The organism is Glutamicibacter sp. NPDC087344, assembly GCF_044744225.1.
Lineage (GTDB): Bacteria > Actinomycetota > Actinomycetes > Actinomycetales > Micrococcaceae > Glutamicibacter.
The window spans coordinates 177,613-201,806 of the sequence record NZ_JBIUXY010000005.1; the positions used below are offsets into that span (position 1 = coordinate 177,613).

Annotated in this window: 26 protein-coding genes; 8 read left to right on the top strand and 18 right to left on the bottom strand. The window is 60.4% G+C overall.

Features of this window, described 5'->3' with window-relative positions:
• Positions 1–4: 4 nt before the first annotated feature.
• From ACIOWL_RS10880 to ACIOWL_RS10890, 3 genes are read right to left on the bottom strand one after another with little or no spacing between them, the layout of a single operon-like run.
• The gene (locus tag ACIOWL_RS10880; RefSeq protein ID WP_400384656.1) at positions 5–655 is read right to left on the bottom strand and encodes a 3-oxoacid CoA-transferase subunit B; all 651 of its coding nucleotides are present in this window, start codon (positions 653–655) and stop codon (positions 5–7) included.
• The gene (locus tag ACIOWL_RS10885) at positions 655–1,326 is read right to left on the bottom strand and encodes a 3-oxoacid CoA-transferase subunit A (RefSeq protein WP_400384658.1); all 672 of its coding nucleotides are present in this window, start codon (positions 1,324–1,326) and stop codon (positions 655–657) included. Before ACIOWL_RS10885 ends, ACIOWL_RS10880 begins: the two co-directional genes overlap by 1 nt.
• Before the next feature lie 30 nt (positions 1,327–1,356).
• Positions 1,357–2,562, bottom strand: coding sequence for a thiolase family protein (locus ACIOWL_RS10890; RefSeq protein WP_400384660.1), 1,206 nt, complete (start codon positions 2,560–2,562; stop codon positions 1,357–1,359).
• A 222-nt stretch (positions 2,563–2,784) separates the two neighbouring features.
• Between ACIOWL_RS10890 and ACIOWL_RS10895 the strand changes: the two genes are divergently transcribed.
• Positions 2,785–3,978: an MFS transporter gene (locus ACIOWL_RS10895; protein WP_400384661.1), complete on the top strand. Its 1,194-nt coding sequence runs from the start codon at positions 2,785–2,787 to the stop codon at positions 3,976–3,978.
• Positions 3,979–4,083: 105 nt separating this feature from the next.
• Positions 4,084–4,830, top strand: coding sequence for an IclR family transcriptional regulator (locus ACIOWL_RS10900; RefSeq protein ID WP_400384663.1), 747 nt, complete (start codon positions 4,084–4,086; stop codon positions 4,828–4,830).
• 34 nt (positions 4,831–4,864) lie between these two features.
• On the opposite strand, the gene ACIOWL_RS10905 is transcribed toward ACIOWL_RS10900, so the two are convergent.
• The 4 genes from ACIOWL_RS10905 to ACIOWL_RS10920 form a co-directional block, all read right to left on the bottom strand.
• Positions 4,865–5,722 carry a formylglycine-generating enzyme family protein gene (locus ACIOWL_RS10905; RefSeq protein ID WP_400385111.1) on the bottom strand — a complete coding sequence of 286 codons (858 nt, stop codon included), beginning with the start codon at positions 5,720–5,722 and terminating at the stop codon, positions 4,865–4,867.
• A gap of 188 nt (positions 5,723–5,910) precedes the next feature.
• Entirely contained in the window at positions 5,911–6,384 is a 474-nt protein-coding gene (locus ACIOWL_RS10910; RefSeq protein WP_400384665.1) for a DUF3237 family protein, read from the bottom strand.
• A 43-nt stretch (positions 6,385–6,427) separates the two neighbouring features.
• Entirely contained in the window at positions 6,428–7,438 is a 1,011-nt protein-coding gene (locus ACIOWL_RS10915) for a PDR/VanB family oxidoreductase (RefSeq protein ID WP_400384667.1), read from the bottom strand.
• Positions 7,439–7,474: 36 nt separating this feature from the next.
• Entirely contained in the window at positions 7,475–8,572 is a 1,098-nt protein-coding gene (locus tag ACIOWL_RS10920; protein ID WP_400384669.1) for a Rieske 2Fe-2S domain-containing protein, read from the bottom strand.
• Between the two features lie 165 nt (positions 8,573–8,737).
• On the opposite strand from ACIOWL_RS10920, the gene ACIOWL_RS10925 reads away from it, so the two are divergent.
• Complete coding sequence (locus ACIOWL_RS10925; RefSeq protein ID WP_400384671.1) at positions 8,738–9,319, top strand: PadR family transcriptional regulator; 582 nt, start codon at positions 8,738–8,740, stop codon at positions 9,317–9,319.
• A gap of 85 nt (positions 9,320–9,404) precedes the next feature.
• On the opposite strand, the gene ACIOWL_RS10930 is transcribed toward ACIOWL_RS10925, so the two are convergent.
• The 10 genes from ACIOWL_RS10930 to ACIOWL_RS10975 form a co-directional block, all read right to left on the bottom strand.
• On the bottom strand, positions 9,405–10,274 hold the full coding sequence (locus ACIOWL_RS10930; RefSeq protein WP_400384673.1) for an ABC transporter ATP-binding protein: 870 nt from the start codon (positions 10,272–10,274) through the stop codon (positions 9,405–9,407).
• On the bottom strand, positions 10,264–11,037 hold the full coding sequence (locus ACIOWL_RS10935) for an ABC transporter permease (protein WP_400384675.1): 774 nt from the start codon (positions 11,035–11,037) through the stop codon (positions 10,264–10,266). Before ACIOWL_RS10935 ends, ACIOWL_RS10930 begins: the two co-directional genes overlap by 11 nt.
• Positions 11,034–11,867 carry an ABC transporter permease gene (locus ACIOWL_RS10940; protein ID WP_400384677.1) on the bottom strand — a complete coding sequence of 278 codons (834 nt, stop codon included), beginning with the start codon at positions 11,865–11,867 and terminating at the stop codon, positions 11,034–11,036. The genes ACIOWL_RS10935 and ACIOWL_RS10940 overlap by 4 nt, the downstream gene beginning before the upstream one ends.
• Entirely contained in the window at positions 11,864–12,007 is a 144-nt protein-coding gene (locus ACIOWL_RS10945) for a hypothetical protein (RefSeq protein WP_400384679.1), read from the bottom strand. Before ACIOWL_RS10945 ends, ACIOWL_RS10940 begins: the two co-directional genes overlap by 4 nt.
• Positions 12,008–12,101: 94 nt before the next feature.
• Complete coding sequence (locus tag ACIOWL_RS10950; RefSeq protein ID WP_400384681.1) at positions 12,102–13,100, bottom strand: ABC transporter substrate-binding protein; 999 nt, start codon at positions 13,098–13,100, stop codon at positions 12,102–12,104.
• 190 nt (positions 13,101–13,290) lie between these two features.
• Positions 13,291–14,808 carry an o-succinylbenzoate--CoA ligase gene (menE, locus tag ACIOWL_RS10955; protein ID WP_400384683.1) on the bottom strand — a complete coding sequence of 506 codons (1,518 nt, stop codon included), beginning with the start codon at positions 14,806–14,808 and terminating at the stop codon, positions 13,291–13,293.
• A gap of 60 nt (positions 14,809–14,868) precedes the next feature.
• Positions 14,869–15,324: a MaoC family dehydratase gene (locus ACIOWL_RS10960; RefSeq protein ID WP_400384685.1), complete on the bottom strand. Its 456-nt coding sequence runs from the start codon at positions 15,322–15,324 to the stop codon at positions 14,869–14,871.
• Positions 15,325–15,373: 49 nt separating this feature from the next.
• Positions 15,374–16,528 (bottom strand): acyl-CoA dehydrogenase family protein, encoded by a 1,155-nt coding sequence (locus tag ACIOWL_RS10965; protein ID WP_400385114.1) that lies wholly within the window; start codon positions 16,526–16,528, stop codon positions 15,374–15,376.
• A gap of 32 nt (positions 16,529–16,560) precedes the next feature.
• Positions 16,561–17,451 carry an amidohydrolase family protein gene (locus tag ACIOWL_RS10970; RefSeq protein ID WP_400384687.1) on the bottom strand — a complete coding sequence of 297 codons (891 nt, stop codon included), beginning with the start codon at positions 17,449–17,451 and terminating at the stop codon, positions 16,561–16,563.
• Between the two features lie 18 nt (positions 17,452–17,469).
• Positions 17,470–18,396: an SDR family NAD(P)-dependent oxidoreductase gene (locus ACIOWL_RS10975; protein WP_400384689.1), complete on the bottom strand. Its 927-nt coding sequence runs from the start codon at positions 18,394–18,396 to the stop codon at positions 17,470–17,472.
• A gap of 146 nt (positions 18,397–18,542) precedes the next feature.
• On the opposite strand from ACIOWL_RS10975, the gene ACIOWL_RS10980 reads away from it, so the two are divergent.
• Positions 18,543–19,010: a MarR family winged helix-turn-helix transcriptional regulator gene (locus ACIOWL_RS10980; protein ID WP_400384691.1), complete on the top strand. Its 468-nt coding sequence runs from the start codon at positions 18,543–18,545 to the stop codon at positions 19,008–19,010.
• 103 nt (positions 19,011–19,113) lie between these two features.
• On the opposite strand, the gene ACIOWL_RS10985 is transcribed toward ACIOWL_RS10980, so the two are convergent.
• Positions 19,114–19,998, bottom strand: a complete 885-nt coding sequence (locus ACIOWL_RS10985) for a LysR family transcriptional regulator (RefSeq protein ID WP_400384693.1) — start codon at positions 19,996–19,998, stop codon at positions 19,114–19,116.
• Positions 19,999–20,079: 81 nt separating this feature from the next.
• Here ACIOWL_RS10985 and ACIOWL_RS10990 point away from each other — a divergent pair, with 81 nt between their 5' ends.
• The 4 genes from ACIOWL_RS10990 (at position 20,080) to pcaG (ending at position 24,116) form a co-directional block, all read left to right on the top strand.
• Positions 20,080–21,297, top strand: a complete 1,218-nt coding sequence (locus tag ACIOWL_RS10990) for an MFS transporter (RefSeq protein ID WP_400384695.1) — start codon at positions 20,080–20,082, stop codon at positions 21,295–21,297.
• Positions 21,298–21,457: 160 nt separating this feature from the next.
• Complete coding sequence (locus tag ACIOWL_RS10995; protein WP_400384697.1) at positions 21,458–22,654, top strand: 4-hydroxybenzoate 3-monooxygenase; 1,197 nt, start codon at positions 21,458–21,460, stop codon at positions 22,652–22,654.
• Positions 22,655–22,787: 133 nt separating this feature from the next.
• Positions 22,788–23,537 carry a protocatechuate 3,4-dioxygenase subunit beta gene (gene pcaH, locus ACIOWL_RS11000; protein WP_400385117.1) on the top strand — a complete coding sequence of 250 codons (750 nt, stop codon included), beginning with the start codon at positions 22,788–22,790 and terminating at the stop codon, positions 23,535–23,537.
• Entirely contained in the window at positions 23,538–24,116 is a 579-nt protein-coding gene (gene pcaG, locus ACIOWL_RS11005) for a protocatechuate 3,4-dioxygenase subunit alpha (RefSeq protein ID WP_400384699.1), read from the top strand.
• The last annotated feature ends 78 nt before the right edge of the window (positions 24,117–24,194 follow it).

Here is a 24,194-nt window from a genome sequence, read left to right on the forward strand (position 1 = left end):
CCGCTTAGACGCGGGTCAGCGCCACCGGAAGGCGAACTTGCAGCTCTTCAAAGCTGATGCCGTGCGTGGAGCGGACAAAGACCTTGCCCTCGCGCAGTTCGAAGACCGCGACCTCGGTGTAGATCCGCGAGACGCAACCCAGCCCGGTGACCGGGTAGCTCAGCTCCTTCACCAGCTTGGATTCGCCGGATTTGGTGAACAGGCTCATCATCACCCAGGTTGCCTTGGCGCCGATGGCCAGGTCCATGGCGCCGCCCACGGCCGGGATCGCGCCCTCGGCGCCGGTGTGCCAGTTGGCCAGGTCTCCGGCTTCAGAGATCTGGAAGGCGCCCAGCACACACACGTCCAGGTGCCCGCCGCGCATCATCGCGAATGAATCCGCGTGATGGAAAAAGCTGGCTCCGGGAAGTTCGGTGACCGGGATCTTGCCGGCGTTGATCAAGTCCTCATCGATCTGCTCCCCGGTGGCTTCCGGGCCCATGCCCAGCATGCCGTTTTCGGTGTGCAGGGTGACCCCCTGCTGCGCGGTGAGGAAGTTGGAGACGTTGGTCGGTTGCCCGATACCCAGGTTCACAAAGGCGCCGGCGGGAATATCCGCGGCCACCTGCTGCGCCATCTCATCGCGGGTGAGTTTTTCTGCGGTGTTCGTAGTCATTAGTTGTTGCCTCCCAGCGCCACCACGGTGTCGATGTAGATTCCCGGGGTGATCACGTTTTCCGGATCGATGCTTCCCACCGGCACAACCTCGTCCACCTGGACGATTGCCTGCGCGGCGGCGGTGGCCATGATGGGGCCGAAGTTGCGGGCGGTTTTGCGGTACACCAGGTTGCCGAAGGTGTCCGCGCGCAGCGCCTTGATCAGTGCGAAGTCCGCGTGGATAGGCGACTCAAGCACATACCCCTTGCCGTCGATGACGCGGGTTTCCTTGCCCTCGGCCAGCAGGGTGCCGTACCCGGTGGGGGTGAAGAACCCTCCGATGCCAGCTCCTGCGGCGCGGATGCGCTCGGCCAGGTTTCCCTGCGGGACCAGTTCCAGTTCAATCTCCCCGGCGCGGTAGGCCGCGTCGAAATGCCAGGAGTCCGATTGGCGGGGGAAGGAGCAGATGATCTTCTTGACCTTGCGCTCCTTGATCAGCAGCGCCAGGCCGGCATCGGCCTGACCGGCGTTGTTGTTGACCACCGTCAAGTCGGTGGCCCCGCAATCAAGCAGCGCGTCGATCAGCTCCATGGGCTGACCGGCGTTGCCGAAGCCGCCAATCAGCACGGTTGAACCGTCGGTGATCTGGGCGACAGCGTCGGCCGCCGAGGTGGCAATACGTGGTGCCATAACTGGTGTTCTCCGAATTCTCTGGTGGATTTAGGCGGTGGTGTTTTCCAGGACGACGGCCAGCCCCTGGCCCACGCCGATGCAGATCGCGGCCACGCCGTAACGCTGGCCGGATTCGGCCAGACGGCGGGCGAGGGTGCCGAGGATGCGCAGGCCCGAAGCGCCCAGCGGGTGGCCGATGGCGATGGCCCCGCCCCAGGCGTTGACGATCGACTCATCAATCTCCCAAGCCCGCACGCAGGCAAGCGACTGGGCGGCGAATGCCTCGTTCAGCTCAACCGCTGAGATGTCTTTCCAGGAAAGTCCCGCCTTGGCTAGGGCCTTGTTGGCCGCCTCAACCGGGGCGAAACCGAAGAACTGCGGGTCCAGGGCGAAGGCGCCGTTGGAGACGATCCGGGCGATCGGTTTGGCGCCGAGCAGCTGCCCGCCGCGCTCGGATCCGATGAAGGCGGCCGAGGCGCCGTCGGACATCGGCGAGGCGTTGCCGGCCGTGACGGTGGCGTTCTCACCGGTGCGGAATACGGTGCGCAGCCCGGCCAGGGTCGCGGCGGTGGAGTCGGCGCGGATGGTTTCATCCCGGGTGACCTCTACCCCGCGTTTGGACGCCGGCGGCACCGGCAGCACCAGGTCCTGGTACTTGCCTGCATCCCAGGCCGCGGCGGCCTGCTGATGCGAGCGGGCGGAGAATTCGTCCTGGTCTTCACGGGTGATCTGGTGGCGCTCGCGCAGCTGCTCGGTGGCCTCCCCCAGGGAAACCGTCCATTCGCCGGGCATCGCCGGATTGACCAGGCGCCAGCCCAGGGTGGTGTTCGACAGTTCCAGGTTGCTCATGGGGAAAGGGCGATCGGTTTTGGGCAGCACCCAGGGGGCGCGGCTCATCGACTCGACGCCGCCGACCAGCACCAGGTCCGCATCCCCCAACGCCACCTGGCGCGAGGCGGCGATGGCCGCATCCAGCGAGGAACCGCACAACCGGTTCATGGTGGTGCCGGGAAGGGAGGTGGGAAGCCCGGCGAGCAGGGTGGCCATGCGGGCGACGTTGCGGTTTTCCTCGCCCGCGCCGTTGGCGTTGCCGAAAATCGCTTCGTCGATCGAAGCCGGGTCAAGCGAGGATGAACGTGCAACAAGCCCCCGGACCACATGCGCGGCCAGATCGTCGGGGCGGTGCCCGGACAGGGTGCCGCCGATTTTGCCGAAGGGGGTGCGGATTGCGTCGTACAGGTAGGCCTGCTGCATAAGTCACTAACTCCGTTGCGGGGAATGTTCACATTGTGAACTTCTGTTCGTGAAATGAACTTTACCAGCAGAACGCATCCGACCTCAAGGTTTAGCGGGAAAATTTAGCCAGGCAATAGTTCGCACAGTGAACATTTGTACGTTAGGCGAATGAGGTGCTAGTCTCACTGTGCCATGATGCGCATCACCTCCATGGCAGAGCGTTTTTGAAAGGACCCCGTTTTGGCCACGACACCCGCCGGCACCACACCGCTTAAACTCGGTGGTTGGATTGCCGCTCTCTGCTTCTTCATCGTGGTCTTCGAGGGCTACGACATCGTCGCGCTCGGCGCGACCATCCCGGTGCTCACCGATCCGGACGTTGGCGGTTTCAGCGTCCAGGCGATGAACTGGGTCAACACCTTCTCGCTGATCGGCGTGGGAGTGGGCGCGGCCTTCATGGGCCGCCTGGCCGACCGCTATGGCCGCCGCCGCCCGCTGCTGATCGCGGTATTGATCTTCTCGATCTTCACCCTCATTTTCCCGCTGATGCCTTCGGCCGTGCTGATGGGCGCGGTGCGCTTCATCGCCGGCCTGGGCCTGGGCGGCTGCATGCCGGTGGCCCTGGCGCTGATGCAGGAAAACGCGCCGGTGGGCCGTCGCGCGCTGGCGAACAACCTGCCGATGGTCGGCTACCACCTGGGCGCGGTGCTTGCCTCGCTGGCCGGCAAGGCCGCCGGAATCCACTGGGCAAACCTCTACTACCTGGGCGGCGGGCTGGGCCTGGTGCTGCTTGCACTGCTGTGGTTCAAGCTTCCCGACAGCGAAGTCACCCCGTCGGGTGAGCGCACCTCCATCACCGATGTGCTCAAGCCGAAGTACCTGCGCAGCTCCATCGGCTTGTGGATCGCGGCCTTCATGGGCCTGGTGCTGGTTTACGGCCTGAACGCCTGGCTGCCGAAGATCATGGGCGCCGCCGGCTACCCGGTGGCCGACTCGCTGACCATGCTCTTTGTGCTGAACCTGGGCGCCATCGCCGGCCTGATCATCAGCGCCTACGCGGCCGATGCCAAGGGAATCAAACTGGTCTCGCTACTCTGGTTCGCGGCCTCCGCGGTCCTGCTGGTGCTGCTGGCCGTTCCGTTCGGCAATCAGGTGCTGCTCACCGTGGTCCTGTTCATCACCGGTATCTTCGTGTTCAGCGCGCAGTGCCTGATGTATGTCTACGCGGGCCACGTCTACCCGCGCGACATGGTGGCCACCGGCATCGGCCTGGCCTCCGGCATTGGCCGTTTTGGCGCGATCATCGGCCCATACGTCACCGGCTTGATGGTGGCCGCCGGGACCGCGTACCCGGGAGCGTTTTTCCTCTACGGCGGCGCGGCGCTGATTGCGGTTCTGGTTATCGCGCAGATCCCCAAACCCAAAAGCGCCTAACGGCATCCCACCCCAGTAATACCTCTCATCACGCCGGGCCTCGATTCGCAGGCCCGGCGTTGGTGTTTTCCCCGGACCCCAGCCAGTGCAGTTAGAGTTGATTTCATGGCCAATTCGCCCAGCGGTGACTCCATGCTGGACCGCCTGGTCCGCATCCTGGATGCCTTTGATCAGCAGACGCCCTCGATGAGTGTGCTCGCGCTGGCTCGGCGCGCGCAGATCCCCAAGGCAAGCATGTACCGGCTGCTTGACGACCTGGTTTCCCACGGGATGCTGGCGCGCGGCAAGGACGGCCAGGTGAGTTTGGGGTTGCGCCTGTGGGAACTGGCAAACCGCAGCGCCGCGCCCCAGGGCTTGCGCCGCGCGGCCCTGCCTTTCATGGAAGATATCAACCAGCTGCTGGGGCAGAACACCCAGCTCTCGATGCTGCACGAGGACGAGGTGCTGATCATCGAGCGGCTCTCCCGCCCCGGATCGGTGGTTAATCAGGCAAGTGTGGCCGGGCGCATGCCGGTTCACCGCACTTCCATGGGCATGGCGCTGCTTGCGTTCTCCAAACCAGAGGTCATCCACGGCTTCCTGGAACGCCACCGGGAGCTCATGCGGGCCACCCATCCGAACTTCCGGGTGGAGATGGCCGAGATCAGGCGCAACGGTTTTGCCTCCATGGACGGGTATATCGACGCGGAGACCACCGGGGTCGCCGCCCCCATCCTTGATATGCAGGGTTATGCCCTGGCGGTCTTATCCGTGGTGGTTCCGCGCGGCTCGGCGACGCTTCCGGCCGCCGCCTTGGCCTTGCGCACCGCCGCGCGCGGCATATCCCGCGCGCTGGGTACCGCGGATAATTAGGCCCACCCTGCGCGGCATATCGCGGCGCGAAGTTCTACTGGCGCGGCCCCACGGTGCGGAAACCGGTATTGCTGCTGGAGGACTCGTCGCTATTGGAGCTGCGGGCCGCGACCCGGTAGCGGTTGCAGTAGGAATCGTGGCAGAGGAATGAGCCGCCGCGCATGGCCCGGCCCCGACCGATGGTTGGCCCGGCCGGGTCTACCAGCGGGGAATTCCGGTAGTACTTGGGCAGGAACCAGTCGGCGCACCATTCCCAGACGTTGCCGCCGGTTTCATACAATCCGAAGCCGTTCTCGGGGAAAGACCTCACCGGAGCGGTGCCCAGGAATCCGTCTTCCCCGGTGTTGCGCACCGGGAATTCACCCTGCCAGATATTGCACAGGTGCTCGCCGGCGGGCCCGCGCAGTTCATCACCCCAGGCGTAACGTTTGGAGTCCAGGCCGCCGCGCGCCGCGTACTCCCACTGCGCTTCGGTGGGCAGCCTCCGCCCGCTCCAGGTGCAGTAGGCTTGGGCATCATTCCAGGACACCTGGACCACCGGATGCTCCGGGATCTGCTGCCAGTTCGATCCGGCGCCGTGGGGGTGGGCCCAGTTGGCCCCGCGCACGGTTAACCACCAGCCGTGCCCTTCGGCGCTTCCCAGGATGTCTTCTGCCGGCGCCTGGGCCAGCAGGTGGAAAACCGCGGAATAACCGAACTTTTCAGACTCGGTCTGGTACCCGGTGGCCTGCACAAAACGCGCGAATTCCGCATTCGTCACGGTGGTGGTGTCTATGGAGAAACTCGACAGTTCCACCGGATGCACCGGCACTTCGCCATCCGGCTCATACCCCTCGTTGAAGGCATCACCCATGCTGAAGCGCCCTCCGGGCAGGGTGACCGTATCCATCATTCGCGTCGCGGGGTCAACGACGCCTGCAGGAGAAGCCGGCCGGGCCGCCGATGCATCGGGCCTCAGGGAGCCGGATTCTGGACGCTGGGCAGGCTGGCAGCATGACACGGGGGGCAACTCCTCAGGGCATCGGTTTCTTCCAGACTAACGCAGTGGGAGCACCGCGAAGGCGGCCCCGCCGACCATGCTCAACGCACCCGGAAGATATCGATCCGCACCCCGCCGGGCTTGCGTTCGCCGACCCCCAGGAAGAGGGTGCGGTTCATCCAGGCGTGCGGCCCGGAATCATCGGCCGACAGCGCCGGGACACAGCGGAAGTAGACCCGGGACGGATCCACATATTCGCCGGCCATCATCCGTTGAAGATCCGCCGGATCCGCCACACGCACGGCCCGGTTCTCCACCAAGATCCGCTGGCCGCCCTCCAGTTCAAGCACGTAGTTCGCTTCCAGCAACGCCAGATCGGCGCTGGGGTAGCGCTGGAAGTCCGCCCCGGCATCCAAAACCTTGCCTGCCAGGTCGGGGCCGTGCACCTTTCCTCCGCGGATCGGGGCAACCCGGCGGATCCCCTGCGCGGTGGAGCCAACCTCAATGGTGGGGCTGACCTCCACGTCGATGCTCGCCACAAATTCAAGTGCCGGTGGTGCGGGGTGCTGATCCATCATCAAGTCCTTTCGGTGGGCATTCTGCCTCGGTGCTTTTGTTCTAGTTTGGTTCGATGGTAACGACCGCAGGGGATGAACGTCGCGCATCTTGCTGGGCTCCGGTCTCCGAGGTGACCGCACGCGAAACACAGCAGTTCATCTTGCTGGCCTGGCGTTTCTGCCGCTCGCTGTAAAAAACGTCCCGGTGGTCGATCCGCCCCGTCAGTTCGGTGATTCGCACCTCGCACAGTCCGCATTCACCCTTGCGGCAGTCGTACATCATCTCGGCCCCGGCGTCTTGCAGCGCTTCAAGCATCGAGCGGCCCTGCGGCACCCGCACCTCAAGGTCCAGTTGGGGAACCCGGACAATAAATTCTTCCGGATCGTGCCACCCGGAATTCCCGAAGGTCTCGTAACGCAGCGCCGAGGGGTCGAGTTCGCGTTCACCCCAACCGCGGCGTACCGCATCCATGAGGCGGATCGGTCCGCACATATACAGCTCGGTTCCGTCCTGGACCCGTGCCAGCAATTTTTGCACGTTCAAAGAGCTGCCTTCATCATCTACGTGCACTTCAAGCCGAGAGCCATGCTCTGCTTGGAGCTGCGCGAGGTAGGCCATGGCCGTGCGTGTGCGGCCCGCGAAAACCAGGGTGTAGTCAGCCTTGATCCGCTTGAGTACCGATGCCATCTTCGCAATGGCGGTGATTCCCACCCCGCCGGCCAGCAGGATGTAACGCGGGGCTCCCACCCGCAGGGGAAAGTTCTGCAGCGGTTGGGTAATCTTCAGCCGGTCCCCCGCCGCAAGCTGGTGCATGAACTCTGAACCTCCGCGTGAGAGCGGTGCCCTCAGCACGCTGATAACCAACTGCTTGCCGTCTGCACTCGAATCGACAATCGAATAGGAGCGTTTGGCCTCAATACCCTCAAGCCGCACCATCAGATCGATATGCGATCCCGGGTCGGCACGTTTGGGCTGTGCGGGTTCCAGTTCGATTCGCAAGATTCCGTCGGCAATTACCTCGGTGCGGTTGACGGTGGCTTCTTGCCATACTTCAATATTTGTTGCTGCCATGTCGCTGACTCCAACCTTTCGTTTCGGCAGGGGCTGCTACAGGGCTGCGGCCGATTGATGCGCCTCGGCGTCCAGCATGTTTTCGAGGATACGCCTAACCCACATGCCGCCGGCGTCGATGTTCAGGTTGTAGAACTCGTAATCAGGGTTTGCGTCGATTGCTTCCTGCTGGGCCTTCAGCATGGCTTCGTCTTCACCGAACACCCCGTGCACCCCGTCGCGCAGCTGGGTGGTGATCAGCTGGCTGTCCAGCCGGTAGTTGCGCATGAATGCCCAGAAATAGTGTGATGAACGGTCGGTTTCCGGGGTGATGGTGTTCATCACGAAACCGTTGACTCCCTGGCTGCGATCACCCTGCGGTGCACCGGTCCCCGCCTTGGCCACACCCACATCAATGGTGATGGTTGCCGGCGCGTCAAAGTGGATAATCTGCCAGCGGTCGACCTTGCCTTCAAAACCCGGGAACTTGTCACGCATGTTTTTGAGCCAAAACGGCGGGGCATCGATGTTGTGCATCCAGCGGGTCACCGTGACCTTGTTTCCCTCATGGGTGGTGATGAATTCCGAATCGCTCAGTTCATCCTGGCCGATCGAGGATGAGTGGACGAACTCCTCGTGAGTCAGGTCCATCAGGTTATCGAGGATCAGCTGGTAGTTGCATGCGGCTTCGATGGTCAGCCCGTCACCGGCCCACTGATCGGAAGACATCTGGTGCATATCCGGCACCAGATCGGGATCCGCCAAGGTTGGATCACCCATCCAGATCCACACGTATCGGTAGCGCTCTACCACCGGGAAGGAAGGCACCGTCGCGGAGGGGTTGATGGTTTCCTGGGCCGGCATGGAGATGCAACGCCCAGCTGAGTTGTACACGATGCCGTGGTACGGGCACTGCAACCCGTCCTTGCCAACAGTTTTGCCCATGGACAGCGGGGCCAGTCGATGCCAGCAGGAATCGGCCAATGCGACGGCATTTCCGTCCTCGGTCCGGTACAGTGCGACCGGCCGTTTGGCGATGGTGCGGGACATTGGTTTGCGGGTGATTTCGTGGTCCCAGCCGGCCACATACCAGGCGTTAAGCGGGTGGCCGAGTACTTTTGCGGTGGTGGTGCTCTTGGCGGCGACGTCGGTCATGACGGTCCTCTCGGTTTCGAATCAGCGCGCTTGGCGGTCAAGGATTCGGTGAAATATGCTCAGGGGAAAAATAATCCCAACTATCTATGGAGATAGTTAGTTGCTCTGGTTATAGACTAACTACACAGATAGTGATTGGCAACACAATTTCGAAAAGAGTTCTCCATGAGTCTTCGCAACGCATTGCTCTCACTGCTGACGGTGGAACCCATGACCGGTTACGACCTCTACAAAGTTTTTGAGACCTCGGTTGGCCACGTCTGGCACGCTCCCGATTCCCAGATCTACCCCGAGCTGAAGCGGATGGAGGCCGAGGGGCTGATCACCGGCCAGGATGTGCCGTGGGGTCCGAGAGGCAAAAAGCGCCAGTACGCCATTACCGAAGAGGGCATCGCCGAGTTCAAGGCCTGGATGAACACCCCACTGGATTACGCGCGCACCCGCGACCCGGCGCACCTGAAGGCGGCCTACCTGGAATGGGCGCAACCGGAACCCGCCAAGGAACAGATGCGCGCGCATATCGCCCACCATCAGGCACTCCTGGCGCAGTGGCAGGAGAAAATCAGCGAAATGGAGCAGGGCACCAACTCGATGCTTGAACGCCGCTTGGCAAATACTGAGCCGGAACAGCAAGAGGCAACCATCGCCTACAAACGTTTCACCTATGAGGGCCTGATTGCCCGTGCCGAAGCGGAAATCCAGTGGGCCACGCGGGGAATCGAGCTGATCAACCGGCTCAATCCGTGACGACCTCTACCCCGGATCATAGGGATTCACCGGCGGCTCAGGAGAAAACCGCCGGCTCCAGTGTTGGAACCGGCGGCTTGAATCTTTATTTCGGGTTGGTGAGGAACTTCGTTTTCGCTTCTTCCGGACGATGCCCCTGTTTCGCCTTCTGAATTTCAGCGTAAACATGGTGGCGTAGTTCAGTAAAACGAGGCAACGATCGAGTTTCGAGCTGATCGCGTTCCACCGGCAGGTCGATGAGGATGTCTTCCTGCACCACGGTAGGTGAGGAGGAAAGGATGATTACTCGTTCACCGAGATAAATTGATTCATCGATATCGTGAGTCACAAACAGCACGGTAACACCCAGATTTTTCCAGACATTACGGATCAGATCTTCAAGATCGGCACGTGTCTGCGCATCCACCGCTGCGAATGGCTCATCCATCAGCAGCACTTCCGGTTGGTACGCCACGGCACGGGCGATGGCCACGCGTTGCTGCATACCGCCTGAGAGCTGCCAGGGGTAAGACTTTGGCACATGGCTCAGGCCTACAGCTTCAAGAGCCTCATCAACCAGCTTTCGGCGCTCAGCCTTTGGCACTCCAGCGTTTTTCAGTGGCAGTTCAACATTGTCGGCAACTCGCAGCCAGGGGAACAGCGAACGACCGTACTCTTGGAAAACGACTGCCATCTTTTTGGGCGGCCCGGTGACTTTCTGCCCGTCAAGTAGCACCTCGCCGCTGGTGGAGCTCAACAGGCCGGAAATGCACTTAAGCAGCGTAGTTTTGCCTGATCCTGAAGGGCCTACTAGACACACAAGCTCTCCGTGCCCCAGGTCAAAGGTTAGATCCCGGACGGCCTCAATATCGCCTCCGTCGGTATGATAAACCTTCTTCAGTCCGCGGACCGATAGCAGCGCTTCACCCTCAGGCAGGGTTCGCCCGCCAATGGTTCCATTCTGGCTAGACAGCATTTTCAACCTCTTTCAATCCGTTGTACCAGCGCAGCACACGGCGTTCGACCCATTGGAAGATAAAGGACATGATGACTCCGATCAGACCCAGCATGACGATGCCGGACCACATTTCCGGAACAGCGAAGGATCGTTGGAACTGAACGATCGCGAACCCCAGCCCAGAGGAAGACGCGAACATCTCGGAGATCACCATCAGGATCAAGCCAATGGAAAGGCACTGGCGAATGCCGGCCATGATGGTAGGCATGGCGCTGGGGAGCACCTGATAGCGAATACGGGCCAATCCGCTAATTCCATAAGACCGGCTGGTTTCATTTTGCACCGAGTCAATCGCGCGAACACCTTCAATGGTGTTCAAGAGGACCGGCCAGATCGCTCCGGAAATGATCACCGCGATCTTCATTCCGTCGTTGATGCCAACCAGCAGCATCAGTACCGGAATCAGCACCGGCGGAGGCAGAGCCCGGAAGAATTCGAAAACCGGCTCGGTAATTGCCCGAGCGGTGCGATTCAAACCGACCAGCAGGCCGAGCAACACACCCAGCACAATCGCTCCGATCACCCCGAGGATCAACCGCAGGATGCTTGGAAACACGTCAGTGAACATACGCTCACCGATCCAGGTCTCGGCAAAGGTTTTGACCAGTTCGCCCGGGGTGGGCACAAAGAAGCTCGTGCCGCCCGCGGTAGCCACAGCCCACCACAGGATCAGCAGGAGAGGCAGCGCCAATAAAAAGCAAACTGACTTCAGGGTTTTCATGAGATGCGCTCCCCTCGAACAGAAGCATGCCAGGAAAGCACACGCCTCTCAACCACACGCATACATAGGTTGATGGCCACTCCCAGTAGTCCGGTCGCCACAATCAGCGCATACATACCCGCTATGGCACCGCCGGACTGAGCCAGCTGGATTTCCTTACCCAAACCCGGTGCTCCGATAATCAATTCTGCGGTGATTGCCAGGATCAACGCCACTGCTGCGCCCAAGCGGATGCCGGTCATCAGATACGGCAGCATGGTTGGAAAAATAACATCCCGGATTCGTTGGAACCTGGAAAAACCATAGGACCGCGCGGTCTGCATGGCCACGTTATCCACATCTGCCACGCCATAAAGCACCTGGATCAGCACCTGCCAGAAACAGGCATAAATAATCAGCATCAGCGAGGATTCGATCTTCGTGCCAAACATCAGCACGGCCAGCGGAATCAGTGCCACCGATGGAATTGGCCGCAAAAACTCAATGGTCGAGTTGGTGGCGCGTCGAAGGAAACTAGACATTCCGATAGCTAGCCCAAGAACTAGTGCAAGCAGTACGGCAATAGCCAAACCGATAAACCATGCCAAAAGGGTTTCACCCACGGCCACCCAGAAGGCAGTTAGCGTGAAGTCTGCAAACAAGGTTCTAAGAACTTCTGATGCTGGGGGCAGATATTTGGCCTGAACCACCCCAAGCGCCGGCATCAATTCCCAGATTCCTAGGAACGCTAGGATGCCAATCAACCCCCACACCCCATTGGGCATCGCGGACTTAGAAGGATTCCTGCGGGTCCTTTTGGCTTTGCTCCGCGCCATAGTTACCGCGCTCATCCGAGCATCTCCGCAAGGTCTGAGGCGTTTTGCCCTAGCGCACGTTGCGCCTGCGCTGGTTTCTGCGTTTCTCTATGCCTCGGCATATCCGAGCCGCCGGTTGCGCGCCCGGAGACTGGCTGAGAAACTGGTGCGCTCATGAACGGAATTCTCATGGCTTTTCTCCCATATGGTGCCGTTGCCGCTGCGGTGCTCACATGATCATCCGCAGCGGCAACAGGCGTTGTAGTGGAATTATTGGATGATAATTGCGTTGATGTCCGGCACGTTCTCGAGGAATCCGAACTTAGCTGCCAGCTCACCCAAATCAGTCAGTTCTGCCACCGGTGTTTCAGCATTCCACGACTCCATATTCAGCCCTTCGGCAACCTTAGGATCCATGCTCATAAAGTCAGGCAACAGCGCACGCGCCGAATCCGGATCGTCTTGCGCAGCCGTGAGGACTTCCGCCAACGCCTCCTGCCATTGCTTGATGACTTCAGGGTTTTCCTCAGCGAACTTACCGCTGGTGAAGCTCACCATGGTTGGCATCCCGGGACTTGCGGTTTGGTTCGGGTACCCAAGCAGCTCATTATTCTCATCAGTCAGCGCCTTGGACAGGAACGGCTCCGGAACCCAAATGGCATCAACGTTGCCGCGCTCAAGCTGGGCTTCCATGTCCGGGAAGGGCATTTCACTGAACTTCAGTTTTGTTGGATCCGCTCCGGCCAATTCGGCGGATTCCATGATGGTCAGGTCCCCCTGGGTGCGCAACGCATTTACCGTTGTTGTTTTTCCTGCCAGATCATCCCAACCGTCAATTCCCGAGTCTTTGCGCACAACCACACCGTTGATGTCATTGCCCTCGGCCTTCGAGGCGGAATATCCGCTGACAATTCTCATGTCCAGGCCCTTATCCACCGCGGTCAGCACCGACAGTGGATTTCCCACTGCAATGGCGAGCTCACCGGTGGAAACAGCGGGAAGCATGGCAGCACCTGCGTTTGAGGTGCTCAGCTCGACATCAAGGCCATGCTTTTCGAAGGTTCCAGCATCAACACCCTGCTGTACCGCAACCGACGGCGCGATGGGCAGAATACCCACGGTGACCTTGGTCAGCGACCCGTCAGCAGAACCCGATGACTCCGTGTTTTGGGTATCCCCGGAGCCAGAGAGGGACCCCGAGCCGCACCCAGCCAATCCCAGTGATAGGACAGCGGCGCCTGCAAGCAGTATGGACCAGCGTTTGTTCATTTTCTCCCCTTAGAAACCCGTTCCCGCGGCCTCGAGTGGCAAGCCGGGAAAGGTGTGACTTGAGCCACATTTCAAGACTAATCCAACTATTGAGAATGTCAATGGTTGATTTTCTGATTATTATGAATTTTGCTGTCGCCTTGAGCCTAAAGCCCGCTGGCGCCTTCGTGGGCACGCGATCCAGCGGCGCCTAGCTAAACTGTTTACGCAAGTCAGACTTGCGTATCTTGCCGCTTGCAGTACGGGGAAACTCGTTGAGGAACACCGAAGTACGAGGAATTTTGTAGCGCGCCAGACGCCCGTTGAGGTGCCCTTCGATGTCGCTTTCATCCAAGGTGCTTCCGGGTTTTAATACAACGATGGCGCGCGGAACTTCACCCCACTTGTCGTCCGGAACACCAATCACGGCTACCGATTCGATTTCGGGCAGTTCCATAATGGCCTGTTCAACCTCCGCGGGATAAATGTTTTCCCCACCGGAAATGATCATGTCTTTGAGACGATCCGAAATGAACAGGAAACCCTCGGAATCCAGGTACCCAATATCCCCTGAGCGGAACCATCCTCCCTCGTGGAAGGACGCCTCGGTGGCCTCGGGCCGCTGCCAGTACTCTTCGATCACGTTTGGTCCGCTGATCAGGATCTCGCCAACCTCGCCTGCCGGCAGCGCTTGTCCCTGCCCATCAGCAATTCGAATATCGGTGAAGAAGTGCGGCAATCCTGCCGACCCCATTTTGGGCCGGGAATACGCTGCCTGGAGCATGCTGGTTCCCGGGGCGGTTTCCGTCATGCCGTAACCCCCGCTGAATCCCAGCCCGCGTTCCTCGTACGCTTCAAGCACACGCAGCGGCACCGCAGAACCACCACAGGTGAGCATCTGGAGCGACGAGAGGTCCGCGGCCGCCCAATTCTCATGCTCGGCCAAAAGCTGGAAGGTTGTTGGCACCCCCGAAAGCTGGGTGATCTTGTAGCGTTGAATCGCATCCAGAACCGCCGCCGGCTCAAAACGTTCCTGAAGCACCAAGGTGCCGCCCTTAAGCAGCACGGGAAGTGCGCCCATCCCCAGGGCCGCTACGTGGAACATGGGAGCAATCAGCAGCCCCACGGACTTGCTGGTGATGTCGTAGTCAACGATGACGTTGTACGAATTCCAGGTCATATTCCCGTGAGTCAGCACCGCACCCTTGGGCGTTCCGGTAGTACCCGAGGTGTAGAGAATGATCGCCGGGTCTTCCAGCTGCACATTCACATCCTTGTGCTCACTGGATCCAGCCTGCAGCGCACGCTCATAACTTGAATCCTGGCCCGGAATCATGGCGACCTCAAGCAGCTGGGACACCGGACTATCCGCACTTGCTGCTTGGGCGTCAGCCGCGAGATCTGCGACATGGATCAGTAACTCACTGCCTGAATCCCGCAGCGCAAAATTCAGTTCACGAGGGGCCAGCCGGATGTTCAGCGGAACAAAGATGGCACCGAGCTGCGTGGTGGCGAACATGGTTTCCAGAAACGCCGCATGATTGGCACCCAAAAATGCGACGCGACTGCCCGCGCCAATTCCCCGCTCGCGCAACGCATCGGAGAGTTTGTTGATGCGCTCGGCAAGCTCGGCATAGCTGAGGCTCACTCCGGCGTGAATCACTGCCGGATGATCCGCTGATTTCACGCGGCGCCGGTGGATCCAGTTGCCAAATCCCTTATTTAACATCTGTCGCTCTTTTCGATTATTCGTACACTACGCCGGATCAGCGGAACCTGCCGTTGAACCTTAGGCGTAGAACCGGTATAGACCACGCGATACCACTGCCGGCTTGGTGGCACCCTCTACCTCGATCATCTGGTCCACCGCGATCTGGTAACCGCCTTTGACCTCTTCAACCTCGGCAATGGTGGCCTTCATCCGGATCTTGGAATCAACGGGCACCGGCGAAGGGAAACGCACCTTCTCCAGGCCATAGTTCACCTTGGTGCTCACGCCATCAACATCAAAAAGCTCGCTCCAGAAGGCGATCTGCAGGCTCAGGGTCAGATAACCATGGGCGATGGGACCACCGAAGGGACCGGACTTGGCCTTTTCTGGATCGGTGTGAATCCACTGGTGGTCATCGGTGGCGTCCGCGAAGGTATTGATCTGGTCCTGCGGAACGTTGCGGTACTCGCTGTAACCCAGGTCGGTGCCTGCGGCGTTGGCGAGGTCTGCGTAGTTAATAACTGTTTTTGCCATGAGATGCTCCTCTAAATGTATTGCTGAATAGTTGAATTAGGGTTGGAAATCAGCGGAAGGCGCTGATCCCGGTGACGGCGCGTGCGACGATCAGTGAGTTGATCTCGTGTGTGCCTTCATAGGAATAAATGGCCTCGGCATCCGCATGGAAACGTGCCACATCGTTATCCAGCAGGATCCCGTTGCCTCCGCAGACTTCACGGGCCAATGCGACGGTTTCGCGCAACATGCGCGCGGTAAACATCTTTGCCAACGCGGAGTTCTCATCCTTATAGTTGCCCGCCTGCTGTTGCTGGGTCAGTCTGGTAACCAAGGCGAGGCTGGCGGTGACATTGGATAACATGTGGGCGAGTTTTTCCTGGATCAGCTGGAAGCCAGCCAACGGTTTGCCAAACTGGGTACGCTCGGTGGTGTAACGCAGGGCGGCCTCGTAGGCTCCTGCCATCGCCCCGGTGGCAATCCAGGCAACGTCCGAACGCAAATTGCGCAGACAGGAGGCCACGTCGGCAAAGGAGTTGATCTTCACCAACCGTGCCGAGTCATCCACCCAGACTTCCTGCAAGGAAATGTCGGCGTTCTGCATGATTCGCAAACTGGTTTTGCCGGTGATCTTGGTGATCTCCACGCCTGGCGCATCGGTGGGCACCAGAAAACACTTAACCTGCGCATCTGCCTCATCGCGGGCGAATACCGCCAGCACGTCCGCCTGCGCCGCGCCGCCGATCCACCGCTTGGCTCCGGTGATCAACCAGCCCGAACGGCCTTCGCGTTGCGCTGCGCGGGCACTGGTTTCCAGCCCGCCGGCAATGTCCGAGCCGTGCTCCGGCTCGGTCAACGCGAACACTCCCTTGTATTGATAGGACGTGATCTGCGGATCCAGCGCGGCAACCTGTTCCGGGCTTCCACCAAGATTCACCGTGGTACGGAAGAGGCCCGACTGTGCGTTGTAAAACGTCGCCACCGAAGCATCCACCCGGGCCAGCTCAAAATTGCGAAAACCAGCGTACAAGCCCGACGGTTGAACACCTGCTTCCTTGAGCTCAACCGGGTCCATAAGATCCGCTTCGATCAGCGGATCCACAATCTGTTCCGGAAACTCGCCGCGTTCCCAATACTCGTTGACAACCGGGCGCACGTGTTGATCAAGCGCCGCCCGCAACCTGCCCACGGCCGATTGCTCGGGCTGGCTGAGCAGGTCCCACATGCCGTAGAGGTCGCTGCCGGGTGCCGACACCACTAGGAATCAACTCCCAGTACAGCTAGTGCATTGGCCTTCAGGATTTTGGCACGCACCTCGTCCTTCAAGGGCAACTGGGCGAAGGCGCCAAGCCACTTTTCCGGTGTGATCAGCGGGAAATCCGTCCCGAATAGAAGCTTGCCGGAAAGCACATTATTACCGAGTTTCACCAATGATTCCGGGAAGTACTTGGGGCTCCACCCGGAAAGGTCAATAAAAACGTTCGCCTTGTGGGTGGCGATGGAGTTCGCTTCCTCCTGCCACGGCACCGAGGGATGGGCCATGATGATTTTCAGCTGCGGGAAGTCCGCGGCTACATCATCCAACAGCAAAGGGTTGGAGTATCGCAGCTTGATACCGCGACCGCCAGGAAGACCTGCGCCCATACCGTTTTGCCCGGTATGAAAAATGCAGGGCAGTCCCAGTTCTTCCAATACTTTCCACAACGGGTAAAAGGCTTCGTCGCTCGGGTCAAAACCCTGCAGCGAGGGGTGGAATTTGAATCCCCGAACCCCCAGCTCCTGCGCCTGATGCCGGGCGTCATCCAAGGCTGGTGCGCCGCGGCGCGGATCCACGGACCCGAATGGGATCAGCACATCGTTGTTTCGAGAACAGCCTGCGACCAAGTCTTCAACCGAGTTTGGTTCATGACCCAGCGCTGTCCGCGCATCGACGGTAAAAACCACCGCGGCCATGTTCTTCTCCCGGTACACCTGCGCAATCCGGTCAATCGACGGGGTGCGTTCGGAAGATTTGAAGTACGCCGCAGATGCATCAAACAGGTCCTGCGGCATGGCTTTGTGTCCGCATTCGTCTACTTCCAGATGCACGTGCATATCAATAGCGTCGATGCTCTGGAAGTTGATGCCCAGCTCGTAGCGGGTTGTCATGAAGATACGCTCCGTCTACTAAGCGATCTGCGCGGCAAGCTCGGCAGGCATCTCAGGGAACTTCTCCCCCACACTCTGCTGGCTGCCGGCGAAACGCTCGGTGAATTCTGCCTGCAAGGTCGCATAGTCCCAACCGCCTTCATGGAACTCGGTGACCGCGGCCTCCGGGTGGGTCCAGATCTGCAAACGGTCACCACCCACGCCAATAGCCTGTCCATTGATGTTCTGCGCCTCATCGGAAGCGAGGAAGGCGATAATACCGGCCACGTCCTCGGCCGAACCAAAACCAAGGTCCTTGCGGTAGAAATCAGGCATAACTTCTCCGCGCTCCTCGGCCTCAACGGCAGGGCGGAAGAACGGCACAGTTTTGGTCATTTCGGTGGCGGCGACCGGGATCACGGCGTTGGCGGTCACACCCGAGCGCTTCATTTCCAGCGCCCAGGTCCGCACCATACCTACGATGCCCGCTTTGGCGGCGGCATAGTTGGTCTGGCCGAAGTTGCCACGCTGGCCGGTTGGCGAACCGATGGCGATGATACGTCCGGAAATACCGTTTTCCTTGAAGTAGCCGTATGCCTCGCGCACGCAGGTGAAGGTACCCCGCAGGTGCACATTGATCACCAGATCAAAATCTTCATCGGTCATCTTCAGCAAGGACTTGTCCCGCAGCACCCCGGCGTTGGTGACCAAGATATCCAGGCGTCCGAAGTTCTCTACGGCGGCGGAAACCAGCGACTTGGCGGTCTCGGTGGAACCTACAGCCGCGGCCACACCCACCGCCTGACCACCCTGCTCAATGATGGTTGCCACCGCAGAATCCACGGCAGACTGGTCAATATCATTGATGACCACCGCGGCACCCTGGCGCACAAGCTCCTGAGCGTAGCTCAGTCCCAGACCTCGACCGCTACCGGTAACAATTGCAACTTTCCCTGACAACGACATACCGACTCCTCAAGTGGTTCGCGATTTATGCGGCTCCCTGATTGCCCCATGATGCGAGACGTGGGAACCTTTCCTAGATACATAAAATCTTGAATACTTAAAAAAGTCAACGATTGATTTTTTCACTAACAGATGAGGTTCTATCCGTGGATACAAAAAACTCCGTCACCCTGACCCCCGTACAGCGACTCGCACACAGCGAATTGGCTGGAGAAATCGAGTTTCTCACCGCACGGATGCGCTCGCAGGGCAGCACCCGCGCCAATCTGCTGCTAGCACCGCTGGGCTTGAAGGTCCGCTCGTATTCGGTGTTGTCTCTGGCCTGCAGCGATTTGGCGCCTACCCAGCGTGAATTGGCGGAGTTTTTGTCCTTGGACCCCAGCCAGATTGTCCCGCTGGTGGACCAGCTGGAATCCCGCGGCCTGGTTGAACGTGTCACGTCGCCGAACGATCGACGCACCAAGGTGATTGCCGGAACCCCGGCGGGTCAGGATCTGTACACCCAGGCGCGCAAAGCGACAGGCGAGGCAGAAGAAGTCTCGCTCAAGGCACTCAGCGCCGCCGAGCGCGAGACCCTGCGGGACTTGCTCACGCGTATCGCTTTCGACGCCTAGACCCAGTTCCAAACACGAGCTTGGGAAACATCGCATCAGCAGCAAATGGGGTGGAGCCTGCGAAACCCGGCACCCCAGTTCACCAAGTTTTATCGACCTACCCTCAGGGCTGCACATCCTCCAGGATCGCGCGCATCAGTACGGTTTCCGCGGCCGTCAGCGGACGCGCGGTGGAGTGGGCGAGCTGAATTTTCCATTCAAGGGACACCGGAATGCTCCAGATCCCCTCGTCCCCGCCACGGGTCACGGTCGATTGCGGCAAGAAGGCAACCCCTAGGCCCTGCCGGACAAGATTTAACGCAAATTCAAGATAAACCACCTCGGTCCGCACGATGCGTTGCAGGCCCTGCGCGGCGAAAGCGGCGTCCACGGTGACACGATTTCCCCACCCTTGGGGAAAATCCACGTATTCTTCGCCAGCAACTTCGGCCAAGTTGATACGTTTTCGGCCAGCCAGGCGGTGGGCAGACGGAACAACAAAAACCATTGGTTCCACGTGGAATTGATGAACCTTGAGGTTTGGGACCGAGTTTTCCGCGACCGATAACAACGCCAAGTCCAAGGAACCGTCCAGCAGCCCAGCCAAGGAGCTACGGGTCCCCTGCACCGTTTGCCTCAGCCTCACCACCACCCCCGGGTGCTCGCGGTGAATACGCACCAGCACCCGCGACATATCCAGCGGCCCCAAATAGGACAAGGTTCCCAGCTCTACGGTGCCAGACACCGTTCCGCGCACCGCATCTACCGCATCCCTCGCGGCTTGAACCTCACCGAGGATCGCCTGCGCCCGGGGCAACAAGGCCTCACCAGCCGGAGAGAGCCGGATTGAGCGCCCCTGCCGCACAAATAGCTCCGCTCCAAGATCTTGCTCGAGTTGCTTGATGCCCGCAGACACCGCCGACTGCACCACGTGCAGCGACTGCGCCCCGCGGGTGAAACTCAGCTGCTGGGCAACGGCAAGAAAATACTCGATCTGGGTGATCTGCATAAATCCATTATCACAATCCTTGATGCATTTGATCAATAAATATCGTTGGATCTGATCTGATAATCCTCCGATACTGAAGACATGAGCATCACTTCCGCCCCACCCATCAAGAGCAAAAACCGTGCACTTCATGGGCGCAGTTTCTGGATCGTCACCTTCGCGTTCCTGACCTCCATGGCCTTCGCCACCGCGCCAACACCCCTGTATGCGCTCTACCAACAGCGCTCGGGATTCAGCGCGTTCACCATCACCCTGATCTTCGCCACCTACGCCTTGGGTGTCCTGTCCACCCTGATCACGATCGGGCATTTATCCGACCGGGTGGGGCGCCGCCGATTATTGTTGCCGTCGGTCGGATTGATTTTGATCTCCGCCGCAATTTTCATCTTCTTCCCGGATCTGCCGGGGCTGCTGACCGCACGCTTGGTCTCCGGCATGGGTGTTGGCATGCTGACAGCCACCGCCACCGCCTACCTCACCGAACTGCACACCGTCGCACGTCCGGGCGCCGGATTGAAACGCGCCGAGATTACCGCGACCGCCGCGAACATTGGCGGCCTGGGGTTGGGGCCGTTGATCTCCGGACTGCTGGCTCAGTTCGCTCCTGCGCCGCTGCAATTGACCTACCTGGTGTTCGCTTTCCTACTCCTCTTGAGCCTGGCGCTGCTTTTGCGCACGCCAGAAACGGTAAGCGTCAGCGACAGGTGGGAATATCGCCTGCAACGCATTTCGGTACCTCGCGAACACCGGGGAAGCTTCGCCGCGGCGGCAATGATGGCCTTTGTGAGCTTCGGAATGTTCGGCCTCTTCAGTTCGTTGGCCCCGGTGCTCATCCGGGGCACCCTGGGTATCACCTCGCTAGCCGTGGCCGGCGGTGTCACCTTTGTGGTGTTCGCGTCGGCCGCGGTGATGCAGATGTTCTCCTCGCGCTGGGCGCTGACAACCCAGATCCGCTCGGGACTGCTCACCCTAGGCCTCGGCCTGGTTCTGGTCACCGGTGGAATCTTGTTTGCCTCGATGCCGCTGCTGTTGCTCGGCGGCGTGGTTGCTGGCTCTGGCTCGGGTATCGCCTTCAAGGCCGGTCTGGGCACCGCGATTGGAATCTCGTCACCCGAGCAGCGTGGAGAGGTGATTGCCGGAATTTTTCTGGCCGGCTACCTCGGAATGTCGCTGCCGGTGCTGATGCTTGGGGCGCTCATGCTGGTAATCCCACTGGTTCCAGCGGTACTGGGGTTCGGGGCATTGCTGCTGCTTTTGCTTGCGCTGACAGCCCTGCTCTCCGTACGCGCAAGCCGCTGAGCACCTCACGATCATTATTCTCATTCAATAAGAACGAACAAGAAGTGTGAACCACAACACCGTCATGCTGTAGAAGATTCAAGTCGGCGTCCATGTTGACGGGCGGGCAGAGCAACTCGTCCTTCACCCACCACACATGGCCACATCTCGAAGGAAACTCATGACGCAGGCAGCACGTATTCTCAAAACCAAAGTCGGCATCATCGGCGGCGGCCCCGCCGGCCTGATGCTCTCCCACCTGCTTTCAAAATCGGGTATTGAGAACATCGTGGTCGAAATGCGCGACCATGAGACCATCCGCAACACCCACCGCGCCGGCATCCTGGAATCCCAGGCGGTCAGCATGCTCACCGATTCAGGTGTTGATGGGCGAGTGCTGACCCTTGGTGACGAGCATGCAGGCATCGACCTGCGTTTCAATGGCGAGTCCCACCCGCTGGATTTCCGCGAGCTCGTGGATGCCACGGTCACCCTCTACGCGCAGAACGAAGTGTTTGTGGACCTTGCCGCGGCCCGCGCCCGTGACAACGGCGACGTGCGCTTCAACTGCGAGGTCACCGAAATCCTGGACATGCAGACCAGCACCCCCAAGTTCCGTTTCACCGATGCCGAGGGCACACTCTTCGAGGTGCACGCAGACGTGATCGTCGGCGCCGACGGCTCGCGTTCGTTCGCCCGCCGCCAGATGCCGGACACCGTCCGCGAGGACTTCAAGGTCAGCTACCCGTTCGCGTGGTTCGGCATCCTCACCGAAGCGCCAAAATCCTCGGCCGAACTGATCTACGCGAATTCGCCAGATGGTTTCGCGCTGATTTCCCAGCGCAGCGAGAACGTGCAGCGGATGTACTTCCAGTGCGATCCCAACGAAAACGTGGATGACTGGAGCGAAGACCGCATCTGGAGCGAACTGCAAAAACGTGTTGCCGGGCCGGACGGCTTCGAGCTGAAGACCGGACCGATCTTTGATAAAACCGTGCTGGGATTCCGCTCATTTGTGCGCCAGCCGCTGTCCCACGGACGGATGTTTTTGATCGGGGATGCTGGACACACCGTGCCACCCACCGGAGCCAAGGGACTGAACCTGGCGTTCGCTGATGTCAAGGTGCTTTTTGAGGCACTCGACTCGTTCTTCTCCACCGGCAGCGACAAGCTGCTCGGCGGCTACTCGGACCTCGCCTTGAAGCGGGTCTGGAAGGCACAGAACTTCTCCTACTGGATGACCTCCATGCTGCACACCCCGGTGAACGCCGATCCGTTCATGACCCAGCGCGCGCTGGGAGAACTGGATACCGTGACCTCCTCCCGGTACGGACAGCAGTACCTGGCCGAGTCCTACACCGGCTGGCCCCACGCTTAATCCCTGAAGTACCCCACCACACCCACCACACACCGAAAGGAGCCTAACCGTGAGCACCCAGACCGCCCCGGACGAGCCCTTCGAAAATGCCCACGTCCTGGACCCGGCCGCCTCCACCGCGACCCAGGAGCAAATGACCGCGGAGATCACTGAGATCCACGAGTCCTACCGCCAGCAGGTGTTGGCCGGCGCCAAGGCCGAAACCCAGCCTCGGGTGGACTTCGCGCCGTACCGCTCCTCGCTGTTGCGCCACCCCACCAAGGACCTGCACCACACCGACCCGGAGACCATCGAACTGTACGCTCCGGCCTTCGGACAGCGTGATGTGCACGTGCTGGAGTCGGATTTGACCATCCAGCACAACGGCGAGCCAATCGGCGAGCGCATTGTGGTGGCCGGGCGGGTGCTGGACGGCGACGGCCGCCCCGTATCCAACCAGCTGATCGAAATCTGGCAGGCCAATGCCGCCGGCCGCTATGTGCACAAGCGCGACCAGCACCCGGCACCGATCGATCCGAACTTCACCGGGGTGGGCCGCGCAATCACCGGACCCAACGGCGAGTACTCGTTCACCACCATCAAGCCGGCACCGTACCCGTGGAAGAACCACCACAACGCCTGGCGTCCGGCGCACATCCACTTCTCGCTGTTCGGCACCGATTTCACCCAGCGGATGATCACCCAGATGTATTTCCCGGGCGACCCACTGTTCGCCCTGGATCCGATCTACCAGGCAATCACCGATCAGCAGGCACGCGACCGCCTGGTCGCCACCTACGACCACTCGATCACCAGCCACGAATGGGCCACCGGCTACAACTGGGACATTGTGCTCACCGGCAGCAACCGCACCTGGATGGAAGACGAAGAGGAGGAGCACTAAATGAAACAGGCACCTGAACTGAAGCTCACCCCGACCCCGGGGCAGACCATCGGCCCGTTCTACGGTTACGCCCTGCCTTTCGAGAAGGGCGGCGAACTGGTCAACCAGGCAAACCCCAACTCGGTGCGCCTGCACGGCGTGGTGTACGACGGCAAGGGCGAGGTCATTCCCGACGCGCTGCTGGAGATCTGGCAGGCGGACGAGAACGGCAATGTCGTCTCCCGTGACGGCTCGCTGGTTCGCGACGGCTACACCTTCACCGGCTGGGGCCGCGTGGCGGTGGACAACGTGGGGCACTACACCTTCACCACCGTGAATCCCGGGGCTACCGAGCCGGGCAAGGCACCGTTCATCATGCTGACGGTGTTCGCCCGCGGCCTGCTCAACCGCTTGTTCACGCGCATCTACCTGCCGGAGGACACCCAAGCGCTAGCCAACGACCCGCTGCTGGCCTCGCTGTCCGAGGAACGCCGCCAGACCCTGATCGCCACCCGCGAAGAGGACGGTTCGCTGCGTTTGGACATTCGCCTGCAGGGTGAGGGCGAGACCGTGTTCTTGTCCTACCCGCGCGAAAGCTGATACCGGCTGGTCAACCCCGCTAGGGTGAAATTCCATCAGGCACCACGTGGCTGCGGGCATTTCACCCAAGCGGGGTCT

What these genes read in the sequence shown, in the direction of transcription:
- ACIOWL_RS10880 (WP_400384656.1), bottom strand. Translation starts at nt 655, where the DNA reads ATGACTACGAACACCGCAGAAAAACTCACCCGCGATGAGATGGCGCAG.
- ACIOWL_RS10885 (WP_400384658.1), bottom strand. Translation starts at nt 1,326, where the DNA reads ATGGCACCACGTATTGCCACCTCGGCGGCCGACGCTGTCGCCCAGATC.
- ACIOWL_RS10890 (WP_400384660.1), bottom strand. Translation starts at nt 2,562, where the DNA reads ATGCAGCAGGCCTACCTGTACGACGCAATCCGCACCCCCTTCGGCAAA.
- ACIOWL_RS10900 (WP_400384663.1), top strand. Translation starts at nt 4,084, where the DNA reads ATGGCCAATTCGCCCAGCGGTGACTCCATGCTGGACCGCCTGGTCCGC.
- ACIOWL_RS10905 (WP_400385111.1), bottom strand. Translation starts at nt 5,722, where the DNA reads ATGATGGATACGGTCACCCTGCCCGGAGGGCGCTTCAGCATGGGTGAT.
- ACIOWL_RS10910 (WP_400384665.1), bottom strand. Translation starts at nt 6,384, where the DNA reads ATGGATCAGCACCCCGCACCACCGGCACTTGAATTTGTGGCGAGCATC.
- ACIOWL_RS10915 (WP_400384667.1), bottom strand. Translation starts at nt 7,438, where the DNA reads ATGGCAGCAACAAATATTGAAGTATGGCAAGAAGCCACCGTCAACCGC.
- ACIOWL_RS10920 (WP_400384669.1), bottom strand. Translation starts at nt 8,572, where the DNA reads ATGACCGACGTCGCCGCCAAGAGCACCACCACCGCAAAAGTACTCGGC.
- ACIOWL_RS10925 (WP_400384671.1), top strand. Translation starts at nt 8,738, where the DNA reads ATGAGTCTTCGCAACGCATTGCTCTCACTGCTGACGGTGGAACCCATG.
- ACIOWL_RS10930 (WP_400384673.1), bottom strand. Translation starts at nt 10,274, where the DNA reads ATGCTGTCTAGCCAGAATGGAACCATTGGCGGGCGAACCCTGCCTGAG.
- ACIOWL_RS10935 (WP_400384675.1), bottom strand. Translation starts at nt 11,037, where the DNA reads ATGAAAACCCTGAAGTCAGTTTGCTTTTTATTGGCGCTGCCTCTCCTG.
- ACIOWL_RS10940 (WP_400384677.1), bottom strand. Translation starts at nt 11,867, where the DNA reads ATGAGCGCGGTAACTATGGCGCGGAGCAAAGCCAAAAGGACCCGCAGG.
- ACIOWL_RS10945 (WP_400384679.1), bottom strand. Translation starts at nt 12,007, where the DNA reads ATGAGCGCACCAGTTTCTCAGCCAGTCTCCGGGCGCGCAACCGGCGGC.
- ACIOWL_RS10950 (WP_400384681.1), bottom strand. Translation starts at nt 13,100, where the DNA reads ATGAACAAACGCTGGTCCATACTGCTTGCAGGCGCCGCTGTCCTATCA.
- menE (WP_400384683.1), bottom strand. Translation starts at nt 14,808, where the DNA reads ATGTTAAATAAGGGATTTGGCAACTGGATCCACCGGCGCCGCGTGAAA.
- ACIOWL_RS10960 (WP_400384685.1), bottom strand. Translation starts at nt 15,324, where the DNA reads ATGGCAAAAACAGTTATTAACTACGCAGACCTCGCCAACGCCGCAGGC.
- ACIOWL_RS10965 (WP_400385114.1), bottom strand. Translation starts at nt 16,528, where the DNA reads ATGTGGGACCTGCTCAGCCAGCCCGAGCAATCGGCCGTGGGCAGGTTG.
- ACIOWL_RS10970 (WP_400384687.1), bottom strand. Translation starts at nt 17,451, where the DNA reads ATGACAACCCGCTACGAGCTGGGCATCAACTTCCAGAGCATCGACGCT.
- ACIOWL_RS10975 (WP_400384689.1), bottom strand. Translation starts at nt 18,396, where the DNA reads ATGTCGTTGTCAGGGAAAGTTGCAATTGTTACCGGTAGCGGTCGAGGT.
- ACIOWL_RS10985 (WP_400384693.1), bottom strand. Translation starts at nt 19,998, where the DNA reads ATGCAGATCACCCAGATCGAGTATTTTCTTGCCGTTGCCCAGCAGCTG.
- ACIOWL_RS10990 (WP_400384695.1), top strand. Translation starts at nt 20,080, where the DNA reads ATGAGCATCACTTCCGCCCCACCCATCAAGAGCAAAAACCGTGCACTT.
- ACIOWL_RS10995 (WP_400384697.1), top strand. Translation starts at nt 21,458, where the DNA reads ATGACGCAGGCAGCACGTATTCTCAAAACCAAAGTCGGCATCATCGGC.
- pcaH (WP_400385117.1), top strand. Translation starts at nt 22,788, where the DNA reads ATGACCGCGGAGATCACTGAGATCCACGAGTCCTACCGCCAGCAGGTG.
- pcaG (WP_400384699.1), top strand. Translation starts at nt 23,538, where the DNA reads ATGAAACAGGCACCTGAACTGAAGCTCACCCCGACCCCGGGGCAGACC.